19 protein-coding genes are annotated in these 19,292 nt (G+C 35.3%); 5 read left to right on the forward strand and 14 right to left on the reverse strand.

What is annotated here, in order from left to right; translation table 11 throughout:
- Positions 1 to 85 precede the first annotated feature (85 nt).
- Positions 86 to 1,984 carry a bifunctional glutathionylspermidine amidase/synthase gene (gene gss / locus J3U00_RS07585; protein ID WP_267332070.1) on the reverse strand — a complete coding sequence of 633 codons (1,899 nt, stop codon included), beginning with the start codon at positions 1,982 to 1,984 and terminating at the stop codon, positions 86 to 88.
- Between the two features lie 181 nt (positions 1,985 to 2,165).
- Between gss and ybeD the strand changes: the two genes are divergently transcribed.
- Complete coding sequence (gene ybeD / locus J3U00_RS07590) at positions 2,166 to 2,432, forward strand: DUF493 family protein YbeD (RefSeq protein WP_034883735.1); 267 nt, start codon at positions 2,166 to 2,168, stop codon at positions 2,430 to 2,432.
- A gap of 67 nt (positions 2,433 to 2,499) precedes the next feature.
- A complete protein-coding gene (locus tag J3U00_RS07595) occupies positions 2,500 to 3,777 on the forward strand; it encodes a bifunctional O-acetylhomoserine aminocarboxypropyltransferase/cysteine synthase (RefSeq protein WP_267332071.1) in 1,278 nt (425 codons plus the stop codon).
- 46 nt (positions 3,778 to 3,823) lie between these two features.
- On the opposite strand, the gene adk is transcribed toward J3U00_RS07595, so the two are convergent.
- The 11 genes from adk to putP all read right to left on the reverse strand — a co-directional run bounded on the left by adk (position 3,824) and on the right by putP (position 14,928).
- Positions 3,824 to 4,468 carry an adenylate kinase gene (adk, locus tag J3U00_RS07600; protein WP_220225281.1) on the reverse strand — a complete coding sequence of 215 codons (645 nt, stop codon included), beginning with the start codon at positions 4,466 to 4,468 and terminating at the stop codon, positions 3,824 to 3,826.
- 33 nt (positions 4,469 to 4,501) lie between these two features.
- The gene (locus J3U00_RS07605; RefSeq protein ID WP_220225282.1) at positions 4,502 to 4,753 is read right to left on the reverse strand and encodes a zinc-ribbon domain-containing protein; all 252 of its coding nucleotides are present in this window, start codon (positions 4,751 to 4,753) and stop codon (positions 4,502 to 4,504) included.
- Positions 4,754 to 4,756: 3 nt separating this feature from the next.
- Positions 4,757 to 6,223: a ribosome biogenesis GTPase Der gene (der, locus tag J3U00_RS07610; RefSeq protein ID WP_267332072.1), complete on the reverse strand. Its 1,467-nt coding sequence runs from the start codon at positions 6,221 to 6,223 to the stop codon at positions 4,757 to 4,759.
- An 18-nt stretch (positions 6,224 to 6,241) separates the two neighbouring features.
- Positions 6,242 to 7,414: an outer membrane protein assembly factor BamB gene (gene bamB, locus J3U00_RS07615; RefSeq protein WP_065562905.1), complete on the reverse strand. Its 1,173-nt coding sequence runs from the start codon at positions 7,412 to 7,414 to the stop codon at positions 6,242 to 6,244.
- Positions 7,415 to 7,440: 26 nt separating this feature from the next.
- Complete coding sequence (locus J3U00_RS07620; RefSeq protein WP_267332073.1) at positions 7,441 to 8,208, reverse strand: YfgM family protein; 768 nt, start codon at positions 8,206 to 8,208, stop codon at positions 7,441 to 7,443.
- Positions 8,209 to 8,231: 23 nt separating this feature from the next.
- On the reverse strand, positions 8,232 to 9,509 hold the full coding sequence (gene hisS / locus J3U00_RS07625; RefSeq protein ID WP_267332074.1) for a histidine--tRNA ligase: 1,278 nt from the start codon (positions 9,507 to 9,509) through the stop codon (positions 8,232 to 8,234).
- 24 nt (positions 9,510 to 9,533) lie between these two features.
- A complete protein-coding gene (ispG, locus tag J3U00_RS07630) occupies positions 9,534 to 10,643 on the reverse strand; it encodes a flavodoxin-dependent (E)-4-hydroxy-3-methylbut-2-enyl-diphosphate synthase (RefSeq protein ID WP_065734952.1) in 1,110 nt (369 codons plus the stop codon).
- A gap of 86 nt (positions 10,644 to 10,729) precedes the next feature.
- Entirely contained in the window at positions 10,730 to 11,170 is a 441-nt protein-coding gene (locus J3U00_RS07635) for a helix-turn-helix domain-containing protein (RefSeq protein ID WP_267332075.1), read from the reverse strand.
- 86 nt (positions 11,171 to 11,256) lie between these two features.
- Positions 11,257 to 12,123 (reverse strand): pyridoxal kinase PdxY, encoded by an 867-nt coding sequence (pdxY, locus tag J3U00_RS07640; RefSeq protein ID WP_267332076.1) that lies wholly within the window; start codon positions 12,121 to 12,123, stop codon positions 11,257 to 11,259.
- 4 nt (positions 12,124 to 12,127) lie between these two features.
- The gene (gene tyrS / locus J3U00_RS07645) at positions 12,128 to 13,399 is read right to left on the reverse strand and encodes a tyrosine--tRNA ligase (protein WP_267332077.1); all 1,272 of its coding nucleotides are present in this window, start codon (positions 13,397 to 13,399) and stop codon (positions 12,128 to 12,130) included.
- Between the two features lie 41 nt (positions 13,400 to 13,440).
- A complete protein-coding gene (putP, locus tag J3U00_RS07650; RefSeq protein ID WP_416379903.1) occupies positions 13,441 to 14,928 on the reverse strand; it encodes a sodium/proline symporter PutP in 1,488 nt (495 codons plus the stop codon).
- A 256-nt stretch (positions 14,929 to 15,184) separates the two neighbouring features.
- On the opposite strand from putP, the gene nth reads away from it, so the two are divergent.
- Genes nth through J3U00_RS07665 form a run of 3 tightly spaced genes read left to right on the forward strand, consistent with a single transcriptional unit; the run spans position 15,185 to position 16,753 of the window.
- Positions 15,185 to 15,823 carry an endonuclease III gene (gene nth / locus J3U00_RS07655; protein ID WP_065562913.1) on the forward strand — a complete coding sequence of 213 codons (639 nt, stop codon included), beginning with the start codon at positions 15,185 to 15,187 and terminating at the stop codon, positions 15,821 to 15,823.
- Between the two features lie 6 nt (positions 15,824 to 15,829).
- On the forward strand, positions 15,830 to 16,360 hold the full coding sequence (gene smrB / locus J3U00_RS07660; protein WP_267332079.1) for an endonuclease SmrB: 531 nt from the start codon (positions 15,830 to 15,832) through the stop codon (positions 16,358 to 16,360).
- 33 nt (positions 16,361 to 16,393) lie between these two features.
- Positions 16,394 to 16,753: a hypothetical protein gene (locus tag J3U00_RS07665; protein ID WP_065562915.1), complete on the forward strand. Its 360-nt coding sequence runs from the start codon at positions 16,394 to 16,396 to the stop codon at positions 16,751 to 16,753.
- Between the two features lie 333 nt (positions 16,754 to 17,086).
- Here the strand turns inward: J3U00_RS07665 and cgtA are convergent, their stop codons facing one another.
- Positions 17,087 to 18,250 (reverse strand): Obg family GTPase CgtA, encoded by a 1,164-nt coding sequence (cgtA, locus tag J3U00_RS07670; protein WP_065734956.1) that lies wholly within the window; start codon positions 18,248 to 18,250, stop codon positions 17,087 to 17,089.
- Entirely contained in the window at positions 18,234 to 19,214 is a 981-nt protein-coding gene (locus tag J3U00_RS07675; protein ID WP_065562917.1) for a DMT family transporter, read from the reverse strand. The genes cgtA and J3U00_RS07675 overlap by 17 nt, the downstream gene beginning before the upstream one ends.
- Positions 19,215 to 19,292: the final 78 nt, after the last annotated feature.

Consider the following 19,292-nt stretch of genomic DNA (forward strand, 5'->3'; position numbering starts at 1 on the left):
TTTAATTCTTTATAATGATTTAAGTTATAAATATTCAACTAATTAATGACTAAATTGTTAAATTAGACCTCAAAAACCCCGTTCCTCAACTTTTTTTTGATTTTTCTTTTAAAAATTCTTCATCCGTTAACACTCGTAGTGGTTGCATATCACTTTCTCCTCTTATAACCAAAGAAGGATCAGAACGTAAACACGCACCTCCATAATGACCACCAACGGTGAAAGTACAAACTTGCAAATAACGATCATCAACTTTTGGCAAACACCATAATTCTTGATAAATATTTTCCTGTTTTGCAAATCGTCCAACAGTTTTATCCAACACTTGTTCATGACTACCAACTAACTCAATATCACTACCTCTTCGCCCAGCAATAGGCTTAATTGCGTAGCCTTTTTTGATTAAGTTGTCATTAAGTTCAAATGTAGATTCAAGCAAATAACGATGATTCGGAAATAGAGACCATAATACAGGTAAAATAGCTTTATTACTTGGGATTACAGTCCATAAAGGCTCAAAAACAGATACCTCAGGCCGCAGCAATACATCAATTAATCTAACCGCATTTTCAGGATGCCATGTTCGAATCGGCAATCCTGCTACTTGTGCTTCACTTTCTTGGCGTAATTGTTCAAGTACAGTTTCCCATGCCCACGTTTTCCAGACACAGGTAACTTGACGATCTTCATCATCAACTAAACGTCCGCGTTTATCCCATCTTAGCCCGGTTAGTCCTCGTAAAATTTTACTTTTAAATCCAGCTTGGGTCAGGGCCTTTTGCATAAATAGTGCATGATAATTTTCCTCATTGTCATTATCTTGCATAATGTGTATAAATGCTTTTGCGTCGCTATGCTTCCAACAACTAGCTAAAGCATTGAGTAATCCTGCACTCGGGTTTACCCCAACATTTAATTCGGCTTGGATTGCCCAATTTTCCAATATTTTTCCAGCTTCGGTATGACATGATGCAGAATCAGCATTGTATTCATAAACTTTAAAGCCTCTCTCATCCATACAAAAATCTAATCGGCCGGTGATCATTTGATAACGTCGTTGCTGCCAAGATAACCGAAGTCTAGGCCAAAGAATTTCAGGAATATTGAAATTGCATAATAAATTGTCATCTTTTAATACTTTATCTGTAGCATATAAATACATTAAATGAAGTTCATTTGTGGCACGAATAAGTTCCTGTTCTGCACTTTCAGAAATAGTGAAATAGCGATATTGATCATCATGACTAATAGCATGGCCAGTTGCTGACACATAAGCGCTTTCTAATGGATCGTTTTCGTTTAGCCATTTGCCATCAAATTGACCATGATTTTCAATGTGTACGCTGTGGATATCAAGTAAGTGCTTATTAACTTCAGGTTGTGGTAGGCTATAAAGTGTATTATCTGTTTGAATCATCCAACCTAAAATTTTGGTATCATCAAAAGTATCATGTAAATAAAAACCATCATCAGATACGGTCATCTCCAACTCACGCGTCCATTGCTGACCAATAGGAAGTCGGGTATGGATAACATTTTGTTCCGCAATTCGAATTTTATTATCAAAAACTTCAGTAACAATAGCAACATGGCCTGTTCTATCAAATATACCGCCATCATCCCATATTAATAATGCTCCTGCTTCTGGCATTTTTTTACTGCCGTTAGCAAATGCTTGTAATGGTAAAATTGCTTCATTGATAACCTGGCGAAGAAACCTTAACGAGAAAATTTCATGTGCCATGCCAACATCAGTAAAAACAATACCATAATTTAAAAATAAAAATCTTCTGGCAAATTCAACACATTGCCACTTGTACCCCATATACTCATGACCAGAATAGCTTCGAAATGAAGCATCATTAGGAAATTGTTCAGGATCTAATGTTTCATAATCAGATGAATAAATTGCGACACCACCTGGTGCATAACCAAGTAATGTACCAAAAGGTTCTTTATCTTTATTAGCGGATTGGGATGACATGTTATTTTAGCCTTTTAGAATAATAGTAAGGTAGGTTTTACTAAGCTATGTTAGAATTTGCTTATCATAGATCAAATTATAAGCTTTAAAAAGTGATGTTTATGGCTTGAAGAATAATAAATTGACTATATATATTAGCAAAAGTTAGTAGTTATATTGATAAAACGAGAAAAAGACTATTATGCAACAAACAAAATTAAATGAATTATTAGATTTCCCTTGTTCTTTCACTTATAAAGTAATGGGTGAAGCAAAACCTGAATTAGTTGATAAAGTGGTGTCAGTTATTCAGCGCCATGCGCCTGGAGATTATACACCGTCGATTAAACCAAGTAGTAAAGGTAATTATCATTCTGTTTCAATTACGATTAATGCAACACATATTGATCAGGTGGAAAGTTTATACAAAGAATTAGGTGAAATAGATATAGTGAGAATGGTTTTATAATTCTTTACTTTTTGGTAATTTTTTGCACAAAATAAGAGTCTTATAGTTGTAAATATGAGGCTCTTATATGAAACCAGAAACAATTGTTTTGCACGCAGGCTATACTCCTGAACCAACCACTCACTCCGTCGCTGTTCCAATATATCAAACGACATCTTATGCTTTTGATGACACACAACATGGTGCCGATTTATTCGATTTAAAAGTCGCGGGGAACATTTATACTCGAATAACAAATCCAACAAATGCAGTACTTGAAGCACGTGTTGCTGCTCTTGAAGGTGGTATAGGCGCTCTTGCGGTAGCATCTGGTATGGCTGCTATTACTTACGCAATACAAGCCATCACATTTGCTGGAGAAAATATTGTTTCAGTGTCTAAACTTTATGGTGGCACATATAATTTACTTGCTCATACATTGCCTAATTTTGGTATTACAACTAAATTTGCACCACACAATGATCTAAACGCTATCGAAAACCAAATTGATGACAAAACTAAAGCAATATACTGTGAAAGTATAGGTAATCCGGCTGGTAACCTTGTTGATTTGACTGCACTTGCTGATATTGCCCATCGGCATGGTATACCATTAATTGTTGATAATACAGTTGCCAGCCCTGCCCTTTGTCGACCATTTGAATTTGGCGCTGATATAGTTGTACATTCATTAACTAAATATATCGGTGGGCATGGCAATAGTTTAGGTGGAATGATAGTTGATTCTGGTAAATTTCGTTGGAAAGATCATGCCGATAAGTATCCTATGTTAAACCAACCAGACCCTTCTTATCATGGCGTTTCTTATACTGAAAGCTTTGGTGATGCAGCTTATATTGCACGTTGTCGAGTAATACCTCTTAGAAATATGGGAGCAGCTTTATCGCCATTTAATACGTTCTTATTATTGCAAGGTCTTGAAACACTCTCTTTACGTATTGAACGTCACTGCCAAAATACACTTAAAGTTGCTAAGTATTTGGCTTCACATCCTCAAGTTGAGTGGGTCAATTATGCAGGGCTTATTGATCATCCTGAACATCATTTAGCCGTAAAACAAATGGATAATGGATTACCTGCCGGGATTTTGTCTTTTGGCATTAAAGGAGGAAAGCAAGCTGGTGCAAAATTTATTGATGCCTTAAAATTGATTATTCGTTTAGTCAATATTGGCGATACGCGTTCATTAGCTTGTCACCCAGCATCAACTACGCATAGGCAACTCAATGATGAAGAATTGCAAAAAGCTGGTGTAAGCCAAGAAATGATACGTTTATCAATTGGTATCGAACATATCGATGATATTATTGAAGATTTAGAGCAAGCACTTAACTCAGCTAAATAATAAATTTGATAATATGAGGGATGAGTATAATCCCTCTTTTTAAAAATTAACCTAAAATTTTAGTTAATTCATTAGTCACAGCTGAAACAGCTTGTGTTCCATCAATGCGGTAATATTTAGTTCGACCTTCTTTCGCTTCATGTTGATAATAGTTAACTAAAGGTTTAGTTAAATCATGATATTCAACAAGACGTTTACGAACAATCTCTTCATTATCATCTTTACGGATAGTCAATGGTTCACCCGTTACGTCATCAATATTTTCCACTTTCGGCGGATTATGACGAATATGATATACACGTCCTGAACCAGCATGAATACGGCGACCACTCATACGATCAATAATAACTTCATCAGGTACATCAAATTCAAGCACATAATCTACATTAATTCCGGCTTCTTTCATTGCATCCGCTTGTGGAACTGTGCGAGGAAAACCATCTAATAAAAAGCCTTTTTCACAGTCGCTTTGTGCAATACGCTCTTTAACTAAAGCAATAACTAACTCATCAGTAACAAGCTTACCATGATCCATAAGCTCTTTTGCTTGTAGACCTAGCGGGCTACCTGCTTTTACCGCTGCACGCAACATATCACCCGTTGAAATTTGGGGAATGCCATATTTTTGCATAATAAATTGAGCTTGAGTTCCTTTTCCTGCCCCTGGTGCGCCTAACAAAATAATTCGCATAAAATAACCTCTTATGGCTTTAAATATAAATTTCTATTCTGGTAAATAATGAAATATCACTTTACTGCTGGAGATTAAGCCATCAGTGTGACAAATGTAGTTTATAGCACCACAACCTTTAACTATTTGAGCACTTTGCTGACAAATTGGACAGATATACTGTTCTAGATAATGTTGCTTGCAATAAGGACAGTCATAATGTTGTGGCGACACAATGTCCATTTTATTATGGCATTTCGGACAAATACCTTCTTGCCCCTCATCAATACTCTTTTTTGTTGTCATACGTTATTTACGCCCTCGTACATGTTTCATTAAACGACGACGTTTACGTTGTTGGGAAGCCGTCAAACTATTTTTTCGACCTTCAAATGGATTTGCGCCTTCTTTAAATTGAATTCGTATTGGTGATCCCATAATTTTTAATGAGCGCCTAAAATAATTCATTAAATAGCGTTTATAAGAATCAGGTAAATCTTCAACCTGATTACCATGAATAACAACAATTGGTGGGTTGTATCCACCTGCATGAGCATATTTTAATTTTACTCGACGCCCTTTCACTAATGGTGGCTGATGGTCATCTTGCGCCATTTGCATGATTTTGGTTAATAATGCAGTATTAACACGACGTGTCGCACAATCATATGCTTCTTGGATCGAGTCAAATAAGTTTCCTACACCACTGCCATGAAGTGCAGATATAAAATGTAAACGAGCAAAATCGATAAAATCAAGCCGATCATCTAACGTCGTTTTTACTTGCTCTTTGATATCTTGTGATAAACCATCCCACTTATTGACTGCAATAACAAGTGAGCGCCCACTATTAATAATGAAACCAAGCAAGGACAAATCTTGATCAGATATGCCTTCTCGGGCATCTATTACTAAAATAACAACATTAGCATCTTCTATCGCTTGCAGGGTTTTAATAACAGAGAATTTTTCGACGGTTTCTGTTACTTTACCTCGTTTACGAACTCCCGCTGTATCTATCAAGATATATTCACGATCATCACGCGTCATGGGGATATAAATACTATCGCGTGTTGTGCCGGGCATATCATAAACGACAACTCTCTCCTCACCTAAAATTCGATTAGTTAGTGTTGACTTACCTACATTTGGTCTTCCAACAATAGCAACTTTGATTGGCTGGTTGATGAGTGAGTCAGCTTCATCTTCAATGTCATCATAAGATTCAGGAAGCTCTTCATCTTCTGAATCATTTGATAAGATTTCATGCTGATCATCTTCAAAATGGAAAATAGGATCGAGTACAGTTTCAATTAAAACATTTACACCACGACCATGACTTGCTGCAATCGGATGAATGTCCCCTAATCCTAAACTATAAAAATCAGATATTGCGCTATCTGCATCAATACCATCAATTTTATTAGCAACTAAAAATGTTGCTTTTTCACGAGCACGAAGATGCTTAGCAATTGCATGATCAGCAGGCATAGCACCAGCTCTTGCATCAACTAAAAAAAGGACAATATCTGCTTCTTCAATTGCTTGTAGGGATTGTTCCGCCATAAAGCTTTCAACCCCATCTTCGGTGCCATCAATACCACCAGTATCAATGACTATATATTCATGCTCTTTGATTTCTGCTCGTCCGTATTTACGGTCACGAGTTAATCCCGGAAAATCAGCGACTAAGGCGTCTCGAGTTCGAGTTAATCGATTGAATAAAGTCGACTTTCCTACATTCGGACGACCAACTAGTGCGACAACAGGTACCATATTTTTTCTCTAATTACCTTAATTTTTTGTGAATGCGTAAATATCACCATTTTTAGCTTGGACAATAACTTTATTGTCGACAACTAATGGTTTCGAAATCAATCCACTACTACTAACTTGTGTTTTAGCAACGACTTCACCGTTATCTTTATTTAACCAATATAGATAACCTTCAAAATCACCAAGAACAATATAGTTTTCATATAAAACAGGATCGGTTAATTGACGATGTAACAAATCAGCTTGAGTCCATAGTACTGTACCACCATTTTTGCTGACGGCTTGTACATTATCATCTTGATCTACAACAAATAAATGTTGACTATCAACTGCAAAACTATGCGTTGACCCCATCTCTTTACGCCATACAATCTGACCATTACTTAAGTCAAGTGCTACAACATTTCCATTATACCCAATTGCATAAGCTAAATTACCTTCGATGACAGGGGTTGAATCAACATCATTCAATTTTGCAATTTCAGTTGATCCACTTGGGTGTGAAATACGTTGTTGCCAAATCAGTTGTCCATCGTTTAAGTAGTAAGCATTTACATGGCCAGTGTCATCACCAAGTATTGCTGCGCCATGTGCAATTGTTGGGGTTGAATTACCTCTTAATGAAAGAGGTGGAACTTCAAGCATTACATCCCATACATCCTCACCGGTATTACGATTCAAAGCTTGTAAATTACCACTTGCGGTATAAACAATGAGTTTGTCTTCAGAAGAAATAGGACGAGCAAGTACTTCGCCTTTTACCGGTTTTTCCCAAATAACATTACCATCATTACGATCTAAAGCATATACAACAGCACGTTCACTTCCAACATATACATATTTATCATCTGCACTTACACCGCCAGAAAATAGCGCTGTTTTGCTGCTAAATAATGTACTTTTTGACAAATTTTTATCCCATATTGTATGACCATTTAATAGATCAATAGCTTTAACTTGTCCGCTTCGGCTAGCAGCATAAATAGCATTATCATAATTAATAGGACCTAATAATGAATAAATATGTGTATTGCCTGATGTACTATTTCGCCATACTTCTTTTATTGAAAATTGGTTACTTACTTTCGGTGAAGGTGATACTTGTACTATCTCTTCTTCTCCACCAAACAATGAACATCCAGCAAGTGAAAACATAAAAACACTAATAGAAAGACATTTTGTTAACTTCATTGTATAAACCCTTATATTAGGATAAATTAATTTTTATTTTCTTGCGCTGCATTTACGTTAGCTTCTGCTTCTTGCTTTGCTTTATCTTTGGCGGCTTGAGCTTCTTGTTCAGCTTGTTGCTTATCTTTAAGGTATTGAGCCTGATTTAACTTCATTTTGATATTTTTATCTAACTGTTCTGTAGGCAATGAAGCTTTAGAATAATTTTCCCCTGATTGATCAGCTGGAGAAGGAGCTAATGCAACATTATAAGCTGCAACAGCTTCAGCATAATTATTCAATTTCATATAGGCATCACCACGAATATCATTAACGACAGGTACCCAACTTTTTTCAGTTACCTTATTTAAGGTCGCTAAAACATCTTGATAACGTTCAAGTTGATATTGTATTTTTGCAATACGAATATAACTGATTGATTTAATAACTTCTGAATCAGTCTTACTTAATGAATCAGTGAGTAACTTTTCAGCTTTTGGATAATCTTTCAATTCTTCAACGTAAAATTTAGCTGCTTTTAAATTAGCAAAAACACTATAAATAGTATTATCACTCTCCGCGAAAGAGACTAATTCATTTGCTGAATCTGGATTATTTTTGTCTAAATTAGCTATTAATTGTTCATACCGTTCGGAAGATTCAATCGTTTTTTCTAATTTGTAAGATTGCCAGTAACGCCAGCCATAAAAAGCTAGTAATCCAATTACTATAACTGCAACAATGATTTTCCACGTTTTAGCAAGAAATTCTTTTATCTCTGAAACTTGTTCTTCGCCAGATAATTGATAACTCACGTTTTTCTCCTATTTTCCTTAACTTACAATATTGCCAAACACGTTTGAACAATCTCTTTTTGTGCAACTTCAACTTGTTCGCCTGTTTGTAAATTTTTAATTGTTACTGTTTGATTGGCAATTTCATTTTCGCCAATGATTACAGCTATTTTAGCACCTAATTTGTCAGCTTTGGCAAATTGTTTCTTAAAATTACTACTACCGTAATTTGTAACAATTCTTCTATCAGGTAAACCATCACGTAATGTTTCCGCCGTTCTTTGTGCAGCAGATATTGTTTGCTCATCACCAGAAGATATCATATAAATATCAATCGAGTTATCACGATTTAAAGAAGGGTTAACCGCTTGTACAAGCAATACTAAACGCTCAACGCCCATGGCAAAACCTACAGCAGGGGTTGGTTGTCCACCAAGCTGACTAACAAGCCCATCATAACGTCCTCCACCACACACGGTACCTTGAGCACCTAAACTGGTAGTAACCCATTCAAAAACAGTTCGATTATAATAATCTAAACCACGAACTAATCTTTGATTAATATTATATTTTACTCCTGCGTTGTCCAATAAATGACATAATCCATCAAAATGATTTTTAGATTCTTCATCTAAATAATCAAATAATTTTGGCGCCTGATTAAGCAATTCTTGTACAACAGGATTTTTTGAATCTAACACACGTAATGGATTAGTATACATTCTACGTAAACAGTCTTCATCTAATTTATCTTTATGTTGTTCTAAGAAGCTAACTAACGCGTTACGGTAATTGGATCTAGCTTCAACTGAGCCAATTGAATTGAGTTCAAGTGTAGTATGCTTTTCAATACCAAGAGCTTTCCAAAAACGAGCGGTTAATAATATAAGCTCTGCATCAATATTCGGTCCTTCAAGGCCAAATACTTCAACACCAAATTGGTGGAATTGGCGATAACGCCCTTTTTGAGGTTTTTCATAACGAAATGCAGGCCCTAAATACCATAAGCGCTGTTCTTGATTATAAAACAGGCCATGTTCAATTCCTGCTCGAACACAACCTGCTGTAATTTCTGGGCGAAGAGTAAGACTTTCATCATTACGGTCGTTGAAAGTATACATCTCTTTTTCAACGATATCTGTCACTTCACCAACTGCTCGTTTAAATAATCCAGTATCTTCAACAATTGGGGTTCTAATTTCATTATAACCGTAACTATTTAGCACACCTTTGACAATTTTTTCAATTTGTTGCCATGTTGCACTATCACTCGGGAGTAAATCATTCATTCCCCGTATTGATTGGATTTTTTTTTCAGTCATATATTTATTCGCTATCTAATAAGATTATAGTTCAGTGGTTGCTATTCTATTTTTCAAAATTAAGGCTTTAGCCCGTATTTTAGCTTCCAACTCATCTATCATTTTTTCATTATCTATACGCCCTATGCGCACACCATCTTCATAAAAACCGCTTTTATTGTGCCCACCAGCAACACCCATTGTGGAAGCTAACGCTTCACCTGGACCATTAACAACACAGCCAATAATAGAGACATCCATCGGTGTTATAATATCTTCAAGTCGTTGCTCTAGCGTATTAACGGTACTAATTACATCAAATTCTTGTCTTGAACAAGTTGGACAAGCAATGAAATTAATCCCTCTAGATCGGATACGTAAAGATTTCAAAATATCAAATCCAACTTTGACTTCTTCCGTCGGATCGGCAGCTAGTGAAACTCTTAATGTATCGCCTATACCTTCAGATAGCAATAAACCGAGCCCAATTGCTGATTTTACAGCACCTGTACGAATGCCTCCGGCTTCAGTTATTCCTAGATGTAAAGGCTGTTTAATTTGTTTTGCCAATAATCGATACGAATCAACTGCGGTAAAAACATCTGACGCCTTAACACTTACCTTAAATTGATCAAAATCAAGTCGATCAAGAATATCTACATGGCGCATCGCAGACTCAACAATCGCTTCCGGTGTTGGTTCACCATACTTTTCTTGGATATCTTTTTCCAGCGAACCTGAATTAACACCAATACGTATTGGAATATTTTTATCTTTAGCACAATCAACTACTGAACGAATTCTCGATTCATTACCAATATTACCAGGATTAATCCTTAAACAATTAACACCATATTCAGCAACTTTTAAAGCTATTCGATAATCAAAGTGAATATCGGCAATCAAGGGAACTTTTACTTGTTGCTTAATAAATTTAAATGCTTCAGCAGCATCCATCGTTGGAATAGAAACGCGCACAATATCAACACCAACACGCTCAAGCGTTTGGATTTGAGCTACTGTTTTCTCTACATCTGTTGTTCGTGTATTGGTCATGGATTGGACAGCAATCGGAGCTCCGCCTCCAATTGGCACATCACCGACATAAATTCGGGTAGATTCTCTCCTAACAATTGGTGATTCTTGATGACTCATAAGATGCCTAATCACATTACAAAATAACTAGGTCGCGATCTTAACAAGATTTGGGGCAAATGTCTGTATGTGAATTCGAAAATTTGCTAACTGTTAACACGATCAGAGGCGCCAGGAGAAATATAATGGCTAACTTCAACATAATTATTTTTGTTTTGACAGGTAGCGTAATATAATCCAACACCTAATAACAAAATAAAAATGGATAAAGCAATGAAGATAATCTTTTTACTATGATTTTTTTTATTATCTATTGATTCAAGTTTGAAAGGTTTTTTTACTGAATATTGCTTTGCTAATGCCTCAAGATAAGGTTGATATTCTTCACTAGGTAAACCAACAATTTTTGCATAGTTTTGAATATAGCTTTTAACAAGAACATAAGGGGCATGAACTAACTGATTATTTTCTATTTCTGAAATAACTTGAGTTCTAACATGAAGTTGAGCAGAGATATCTTTTTGGGTTAAGCCCATGTTATCCCTTAAATCGGAAAGAATCTTACCCAAAGTAATATTGTTTTCCATCATTCTCTCTTATTTCGCCTTCCATCAATTAACGTATTTTTAACTTATTTTTGCATAATTTTATATATTTTTACATACTTTAAAAATTAATCAATTTTTTTTGCATTAAACCATTGTTTCGGTGTTTCAATTTCATTTTGTGCAGCGACTAATTGCAATTCAAATTCATTTTGTTTTAATGTTTCAAGCATAACAGCATAAACTGCAGAGGTAGTATGTTCGAAAGCTTCAACCATTGATTTACCAAGCATTATATTTGCTAAAAATAGCCCGCTAGTCACATCGCCAACACCTACTGGTTGCTTAACACCAAAATCGACTAACGGGCGCTCAATATGCCAAGCTTCATCCATAGTTACAAGCAACATTTCAAAACGATCTTTTTGATAACCAGCGCGACTTAAATGTTTAACTAACACCACTTTAGGCCCTTTTTGACAAATTGAACGACAGGCTAAAATTGCTTCATTAACATTACTGATTGGTTGTTTACCATTAAGTTCCTCTAGCTCTAAGATATTTGGAGCCATCATATCTGCAATAGGCAAAGCGGTATTACATAAAAATTCGGATACACCTGGCGCAACAAAACAACCTTTTTCAGGATGTCCCATTACCGGATCACAAAGATAAATTGCTTCAGGATTTACTGCCTTTACTTTCTTAACTATGTCGATGATTGCATTACCTTGCTCTGGAGATCCCATGTACCCACTTAATACAGCATTACATCGTTCTAATTCCCCAATAGCATTAATTCCTTCAGCAATATCTACCAAATGAGATGCTGACATTACCGATCCAGTCCATTGACGATACTGGGTATGATTTGAAAATTGAACCGTATTTAGAGGCCAAACATTCACACCCAAACGACGCATTGGAAATACAGCTGCACTATTACCTGCATGACCAAATACGACATGAGACTGAATCGATAAAATATTTTTCATGAAATCATCTCCAAATGAGTAAGCAGTAGTATTTTTTACCTCGACGCAATAATGTATAACGATTAAAGAGTTTATCACTACTAGAAAAACGATAATCTGTTGTGGAGTTACGTTCACCATTAACAGAAATAGCATTTGATTCAATCATTGTTCTTGCCTGGCCTCTTGAAGGTGCAAAATCTGCATTAACGATTGCTTGTTGCAAATCTAGCTCTTCTTCAACAGCCAATGTAGGCATACCATCTTGAGCTAACTGCTCAAAATCAGCTTCAGATAAGTCAGTTAACTTACCAGAAAATAAACTTTCAGTGATACGTTTCGCTGCGGTTAAGCCATCTTCGCCATGAACTAAACGAGTAACTTGCTCAGCAAGTACATATTGAGCTCTAGGGGCTAAGCCACTATTCTTATCTTCTTCTTCCAATGCATCAATTTCTTCCAATGACATGAATGTAAAGAATTTAAGGAAACGATAAACATCGGCATCAGCAGTATTAATCCAAAATTGATAAAATTTATACGGGCTGGTTTTTTTAGGATCTAACCATACTGCACCGCTTTCAGTTTTACCAAATTTGGTTCCGTCCGATTTAGTAATTAATGGTACGGTTAAACCATAAACTTGTTTTTGATGTAAACGACGAGTTAAATCGATACCTGCGGTAATATTACCCCATTGATCAGAACCACCTATCTGTAACACGACATTATGTGCTTGGTTTAGGCTTGCAAAATCATAAGATTGTAACAAGCTATAAGAAAACTCAGTAAATGAAATACCTGACTCATCGCGGTCAATACGTTGCTTAACAGATTCTTTATTAATCATTGAATTGACGGAAAAATATTTACCAATGTCCCGTAAAAAAGATAAAACATTCATGCCACCAAACCAATCATAGTTATTGGCTACAATAGCTGCATTATCACCACATTCAAAATCCAAAAACGGCGATACTTGTTGTTTGATTTTCTCACTCCATTCAATAACAGTATCTTCAGTGTTAAGCTTACGTTCAACTGCTTTGAAACTTGGATCCCCAATTAGTCCTGTTGCACCACCAACTAATGCAATTGGTTTATGACCAGCCAATTGAAAACGTTTTAAACAAAGTAATGGAACTAAATGACCAAGATGCAAACTGTCAGCTGTTGGATCAAAACCACAATATAGCGCAATAGGATTTTTTTCGATTAATTCCATTAGCGCGTTTTCATCAGTAAGTTGAGCAATAAGCCCACGCTCTTGCAGTTGTTTGATCACATTTTTTGTCATGATATTTTACCTATTAACGTTTCTATTCTATTTAATTACATTTATTTATTATGATATCTTTTATACGCTTGTTCAAAATGATCTTCGACTATTTCATTTGGTTTTTTGTCTAATAAACTAAAAATAACTATTGCTATTGACGCAAATAAAAAACCTGGAATCAAGGAATACAAATTAAACCAATTGAAATTTATCCAAAGTAAAACGGTAATTGCTCCCGTTATCATTCCTGCTAGTGCACCATTGCGAGTCATTCGAGCCCAGAAAACCGAAAATACAACAATAGGGCCAAATGCCGCTCCAAATCCTGCCCAAGCATGACTGACTAAATCAAGCACACTGTTATTTGGGTTTATTGCGAGTAAAATAGCAATAACTGAAACTAATAAGACCATAACACGCCCAACCCAAACTAATTCTCGTTGTTTAGCCTTTGGTCTGATAAATGCTCGATAGAAATCTTCAGTTAATGCACTTGAACAAACTAATAATTGGCAACTTAGGGTACTCATTACTGCAGCTAAGATAGCTGCAAGCAAAATACCTGCAATCCACGGATTAAAAAGTAATTTAGATAATTCGATGAAAATACGTTCATGCTTACCATCATCAATTAAATAAGCTAAATTTGGATTGTTAGCAAAAAAAGCTATACCAAAGAAACCAACTGTAATAGCACCGGCTAAACACAAAATCATCCATGTCATACTAATTCGACGAGCGTTTTTCATTACTTCATGTGAATCAGCAGCCATAAACCTTGCTAAAATATGGGGCTGACCAAAATAACCAAGTCCCCATCCTAATAAAGAGATAATGGCAATAAAATCCATATGTGAAAAGATGTTTGTGTAATCGGGATTTAATGATTGAATATTAGCCAACGCATCTGAAAAACCCCCAGCATTTATCATAACCATGATTGGGGTTAAAATTAATGCAAACATCATTAAACTAGCTTGAATAGTATCTGTCCAGCTGACCGCTAAAAAACCACCGATAAAAGTATAAGCAATGGTTGCACCTGCACCAGCAAGCATAGCCCAGCCATAACTAAGGCCAAATGTACTTTCAAATAATTTAGCGCCAGCAACTACACCAGAAGCACAATAAATTGTGAAAAAGATTAAAATTATTACTGCCGAAATAATTCTTAGTAATGAGCTGTTATCGTCAAATCGACGAGAAAAATAATCAGGTAAAGTTAATGAATTATGATTTATTTCAGTAAAAACTCTTAGCCTACCCGCAATAAGAAGCCAATTTAAATAAGCACCAATTATTAAACCTATTGCAATCCAACTTTGTGAAATCCCAAATAAAAAGACTGCACCCGGCAATCCCATTAATAACCAACCACTCATATCAGAAGCACCAGCAGAAAGTGCAGTCACTACACTACCGATACGTCGCCCACCTAATATGTAATCACCAAAATTTTGCGTTGCACGGAATGCAAAAAAACCGATAGCAATCATTCCTAATATGTAAACAGCAAAGGTGACAATCATTGGTAATGACATTTTTATAATAAACCTTGAATGATGAAATTAAAAAATAGTTGGCTAGCTTACCACAAAAAGCCAATGCTAAAAAGCAGGTGATTTCTGCAGGTAAATGTTAAATAAAAAAGAAAAAACAATTCAAAAGTAAAAATATTTTATTATTTTCCAATAGATAGATTTTTAATAGTCTTAACTTTTATAAAAACTCAATAGATCCTACGGTTAAATCTAAAATAAAAGTATATAATATTAATTAACCATCTTATGTTTATAATATATTGTGAAACAATCAACACGAATACAAATTTTAGAAAGACTAAAAGATCATATTAAAGATCCTACAACCGAATTGGTGTATCAAACACCGTTCGAGCTACTTATTGCCGTTGTACTTTCAGCCCAAGCTACAGATGTTAGTGTTAATAAAGCTACAAAACCGTTATTTGCGATTGCAAACACTGCAGAGCAAATTTTAGCGTTAGGCGTCGATAAATTAAAAGATTATATTCGCACAATAGGTTTATATAATAGTAAAGCTGAAAACATTATTAAAACTTGTCAGATTTTGGTTGATAAATATCAAGGACAAGTCCCAGAAAACTTTGATTCATTAATTGCGCTACCTGGTGTGGGTAGAAAAACAGCCAACGTTGTGTTAAATACAGCTTTCGGCTGGCCAACTATTGCGGTCGATACACATATATTTAGGGTAAGTAATCGAACTGGTTTTGCTCCAGGTAAAACCGTTGAAGCAGTTGAAGAGAAGTTACTGAAAGTGGTACCAAAGGAGTACAAAATAAATTGTCACCATTGGTTAATATTACATGGTAGATATACGTGTATTGCTAGAAAACCTCGTTGTGGATCTTGTGTTATCGAAGATTTGTGTGAATTTAAAGAAAAAGTTTATCCAGAGTGAGAATCAATGTCGAATAAATTTATATTAGATCATGAAGACATAGACTTGTTTAAAAATAGTATTGGTAAAACAAAACTGCTCAAACAAGATACTGTGATTCATAAACCTCAAAAACGATCTCAAAAGCTAATAGAAAATCAAAAAATTCAACATGAAAAAGTAAATAATGAATTTTACTTTTCTGATGATTACCAACCTCTATTACAAGAAGATCCGATTCGTTATAGTCGTGAAAACTCAGATCCTAATGAATTGAAAAAATTACGACGTGGATTTTATGCACCTGAATTCTTTTTAGATTTACATGGATTAACTCTGCAAGAAGCGAAAAAAGAAATAGCAGCATTAATCGCCGTTTGTTTAAAAGAAAATGCCAATTGCGCTTGCATCATGTATGGGCACGGTAAAAACATATTAAAAAAACAAACCCCAATGTGGTTAGCCCAGCATCCTAATATCATTTGTTTTCATCAAGCACCGAAAGAATTTGGCGGCAGTGCAGCATTACTTATTTTATTTGATACCATCAATAACTAAAAAATAAATTTTAAATATATAAGGAATAAAAAAATGAAATTATTAAAAAAAATAAAACATGTTTATCTATTTCTAATACTTGCTATCTTTATAACTGCATGTGGCGGGCTTGATGCAATTCCTTCAGAAAAAAGTAACTATATTGGCAAATGGCAAGGTGAATATATGGTGATAACTATCACTAAAGACGCCAAAGTTATTTACAATTATAAAAAAGATGGGGTAACTAAAAGCGTTGAAGGGCCGATACAAGAATTTATTGGTGATGATTTTAAAGTAGGGGTTTTAGGTTTAAATTCTTTATTCAAAGTAAGTAAGCCTCCTTATTTTGAGGACGGTCAATGGAAAATGGTCATTGATGATCAATTAGTTATCAAAACATCGTATTTTTAATCACTTTAAAATAAAAAAGCCAGCATAGTTGCGCTAGGCTGGCAAACATTGGAAGCAATGTGAGCAATGTCATACTTTTTCAGAAGTCTTGCGACGCTCTAATCAAGTACATCTTAATGATAATAATTCTCATTATTAAAAGCAAGCGTTTTTTTTGACTTTTTTCAAAAAATAAAAGAAAAATGTAAACCACCAATTTTTTTAATATGAAATCATTGTGTTAGCTTTAGAATAATAGAGAGGAATACAGGGCTATGTCACCCTGTATTTTTGTAATGGTGATTTTTTAGTTGATAATTTGAAATGATAAGTTTAACTTATTTTAGGTTATTACTATTTTTGATAGATAAATTCAACCCCTTCTTCGTCACTGTCATCCCAATCATCAAAATCATCGTCATCAAAAGCCTCATCCATCGCTTGTTGGTGATAATCATCCCACATAAATTCAACTTTTTCTGCTGCCGTTTCTGCTTCTTCTGCTTCACGAGGATGCGCATTCATGTAGTCCATTAGATCCCAACATAAAGCTTTTACCCCTTCATGATTAACTGCTGAAATCACATAATATTTATCATTCCAATCGAGTGCTTTTGCAATTTCTGCTGCACATTTGGCACTTTCTTCTTCACCCAATACATCCATTTTATTGAAAACTAACAAGCGCGGTTTATTGGCTAATTTTTCACTATATTGGTGAAGTTCTTGAATAATAACTTTAGCATTTTCAATTGGATCTGATTCATCAATTGGTGCAATATCAATTAGATGAACTAAAATCCTACAGCGTTCTAAGTGTTTTAAAAAACGAATACCAAGTCCTGCGCCATCCGATGCTCCTTCAATCAACCCTGGAATATCAGCAACAACAAAACTCTGCTCATTATCCATTCTAACTACCCCTAAACTAGGTACTAAAGTTGTAAATGGATAATCAGCGACTTTCGGTTTTGCTGCTGAAACTGAACGAATAAACGTTGATTTACCTGCATTAGGCAAACCTAACATACCAACATCAGCTAATAGTAAAAGTTCTAGTAGCACATCACGTTTTTCACCCGGCGTACCATCAGTCTTTTGTCTTGGTGCGCGATTCACTGATGATTTAAAACGTGCGTTACCAAGCCCATGAAAACCACCTTTAGCCACAAGAACTTTTTGTTGATGATGAGTTAGATCACCAATAATTTCACCAGTATATTTGTCAGTGATACGAGTCCCAACAGGTACTTTAACGGTAATATCTTTACCTCGCTTGCCGGTACAATCAGAACCTTGTCCATTTTGACCACGTTCAGCGCGATAGTTCTTTTCAAATTGAAAATCCACGAGTGTGTTTAGATTTTCATCGGCAATAAAAAATACATCGCCACCATCTCCACCATCGCCACCATCAGGACCACCTTTAGGTATATATTTTTCACGACGGAAACCAACACAACCATTGCCACCGTCACCAGCTTCCACTCGAATTGAAGCTTCATCTACAAATTTCATTATTTGTCCTCTTTTTTCGGTTAATCAGCCAGCCCTTTCTAGGTTGCCATAAATGATGTCCAACTGTTGCAAACATTGCACCTGCTACAACAGATACCGCGCCAATATAACCTATAATATTTAAATATTGCATTACAAACTTTTCTGGCCATAGTAAAGCAAATAAATCTGAGAAAATCAGTGCAAAAAGTGGTGTCAGTGTTGTTATAGCACTTACTTGCGCAGCTTGCCAACGCTCCATTGCCATAACTAAAGCACCATAAGCAATAATAGTATTTAAACCACAAAAAATAATTGCAAACAATTGACTAAAATCAGCATTAGCAATTTTAGTCGGCGATGCTAGAGGCCATAAAAAGATACTACATATAAGATAAATCAACCAAAGTAGCTGCTCTGCTCTTAATTTTCTTAATAATACTTTTTGCGCTAATGCATAACATGCCCATGATATAGAGGCTAATAAGGCCAGCCACACACCTATACCATATGAAGACATATTGGCAAAGAGATCTGCTAGATTTTCATTAAAAAATAGCGCTAAACCAATTAACAATATAGTAATACCAATAATTTGTGTTGGTCTTAATTTCTCTTTGAAAATAAAAGCACTAGAAATCATAAATATGACAATGCCAGTTTGTCCAACAACTTGAGCTGTAGTTGCAGATAAATACTGAACAGCTGTAGCAAAAAGCGCAAAATTACCTAATAAACCAAATCCGGCAATCATTAATAGAATAAAACGGCGTCGTTTTTTAAACATCATCAAATTAGGAAATTGTTTTTTATAAGCCAACCAAAGCGTTATACCTACTGCTGATATACTTAAGCGTGACCAAGCTAACGTTAATGGATCAATAACAACTAATGCATATTTCATAGCAATTGGCACGAGTCCCCACATCACTGACGTCAACATGGCTAGTGCAAAACCTAATTTAACATTTTGCTGTTTTATCATAATGAATTAATTTATATAAATTTCAAGAAATGAAAAAAGCCCCACAATAACTGTGAGGCTTCTATAACTTATGAACCG

The organism is Gilliamella sp. B3127, assembly GCF_026536935.1.
Lineage (GTDB): Bacteria > Pseudomonadota > Gammaproteobacteria > Enterobacterales > Orbaceae > Gilliamella > Gilliamella apicola_E.

Excerpts from the sequence above, each read along its gene's own strand:
- J3U00_RS07675 (WP_065562917.1), bottom strand. The coding sequence starts at position 19,214 with ATGATAAAACAGCAAAATGTTAAATTAGGTTTTGCACTAGCCATGTTG.
- der (WP_267332072.1), bottom strand. The coding sequence starts at position 6,223 with ATGGTACCTGTTGTCGCACTAGTTGGTCGTCCGAATGTAGGAAAGTCG.
- ispG (WP_065734952.1), bottom strand. The coding sequence starts at position 10,643 with ATGAGTCATCAAGAATCACCAATTGTTAGGAGAGAATCTACCCGAATT.
- ybeD (WP_034883735.1), top strand. The coding sequence starts at position 2,166 with ATGCAACAAACAAAATTAAATGAATTATTAGATTTCCCTTGTTCTTTC.
- tyrS (WP_267332077.1), bottom strand. The coding sequence starts at position 13,399 with ATGACAAAAAATGTGATCAAACAACTGCAAGAGCGTGGGCTTATTGCT.
- J3U00_RS07635 (WP_267332075.1), bottom strand. The coding sequence starts at position 11,170 with ATGGAAAACAATATTACTTTGGGTAAGATTCTTTCCGATTTAAGGGAT.
- J3U00_RS07665 (WP_065562915.1), top strand. The coding sequence starts at position 16,394 with ATGAAATTATTAAAAAAAATAAAACATGTTTATCTATTTCTAATACTT.
- hisS (WP_267332074.1), bottom strand. The coding sequence starts at position 9,509 with ATGACTGAAAAAAAAATCCAATCAATACGGGGAATGAATGATTTACTC.
- bamB (WP_065562905.1), bottom strand. The coding sequence starts at position 7,414 with ATGAAGTTAACAAAATGTCTTTCTATTAGTGTTTTTATGTTTTCACTT.
- J3U00_RS07595 (WP_267332071.1), top strand. The coding sequence starts at position 2,500 with ATGAAACCAGAAACAATTGTTTTGCACGCAGGCTATACTCCTGAACCA.
- J3U00_RS07605 (WP_220225282.1), bottom strand. The coding sequence starts at position 4,753 with ATGACAACAAAAAAGAGTATTGATGAGGGGCAAGAAGGTATTTGTCCG.
- cgtA (WP_065734956.1), bottom strand. The coding sequence starts at position 18,250 with ATGAAATTTGTAGATGAAGCTTCAATTCGAGTGGAAGCTGGTGACGGT.
- smrB (WP_267332079.1), top strand. The coding sequence starts at position 15,830 with ATGTCGAATAAATTTATATTAGATCATGAAGACATAGACTTGTTTAAA.
- pdxY (WP_267332076.1), bottom strand. The coding sequence starts at position 12,123 with ATGAAAAATATTTTATCGATTCAGTCTCATGTCGTATTTGGTCATGCA.
- adk (WP_220225281.1), bottom strand. The coding sequence starts at position 4,468 with ATGCGAATTATTTTGTTAGGCGCACCAGGGGCAGGAAAAGGAACTCAA.
- gss (WP_267332070.1), bottom strand. The coding sequence starts at position 1,984 with ATGTCATCCCAATCCGCTAATAAAGATAAAGAACCTTTTGGTACATTA.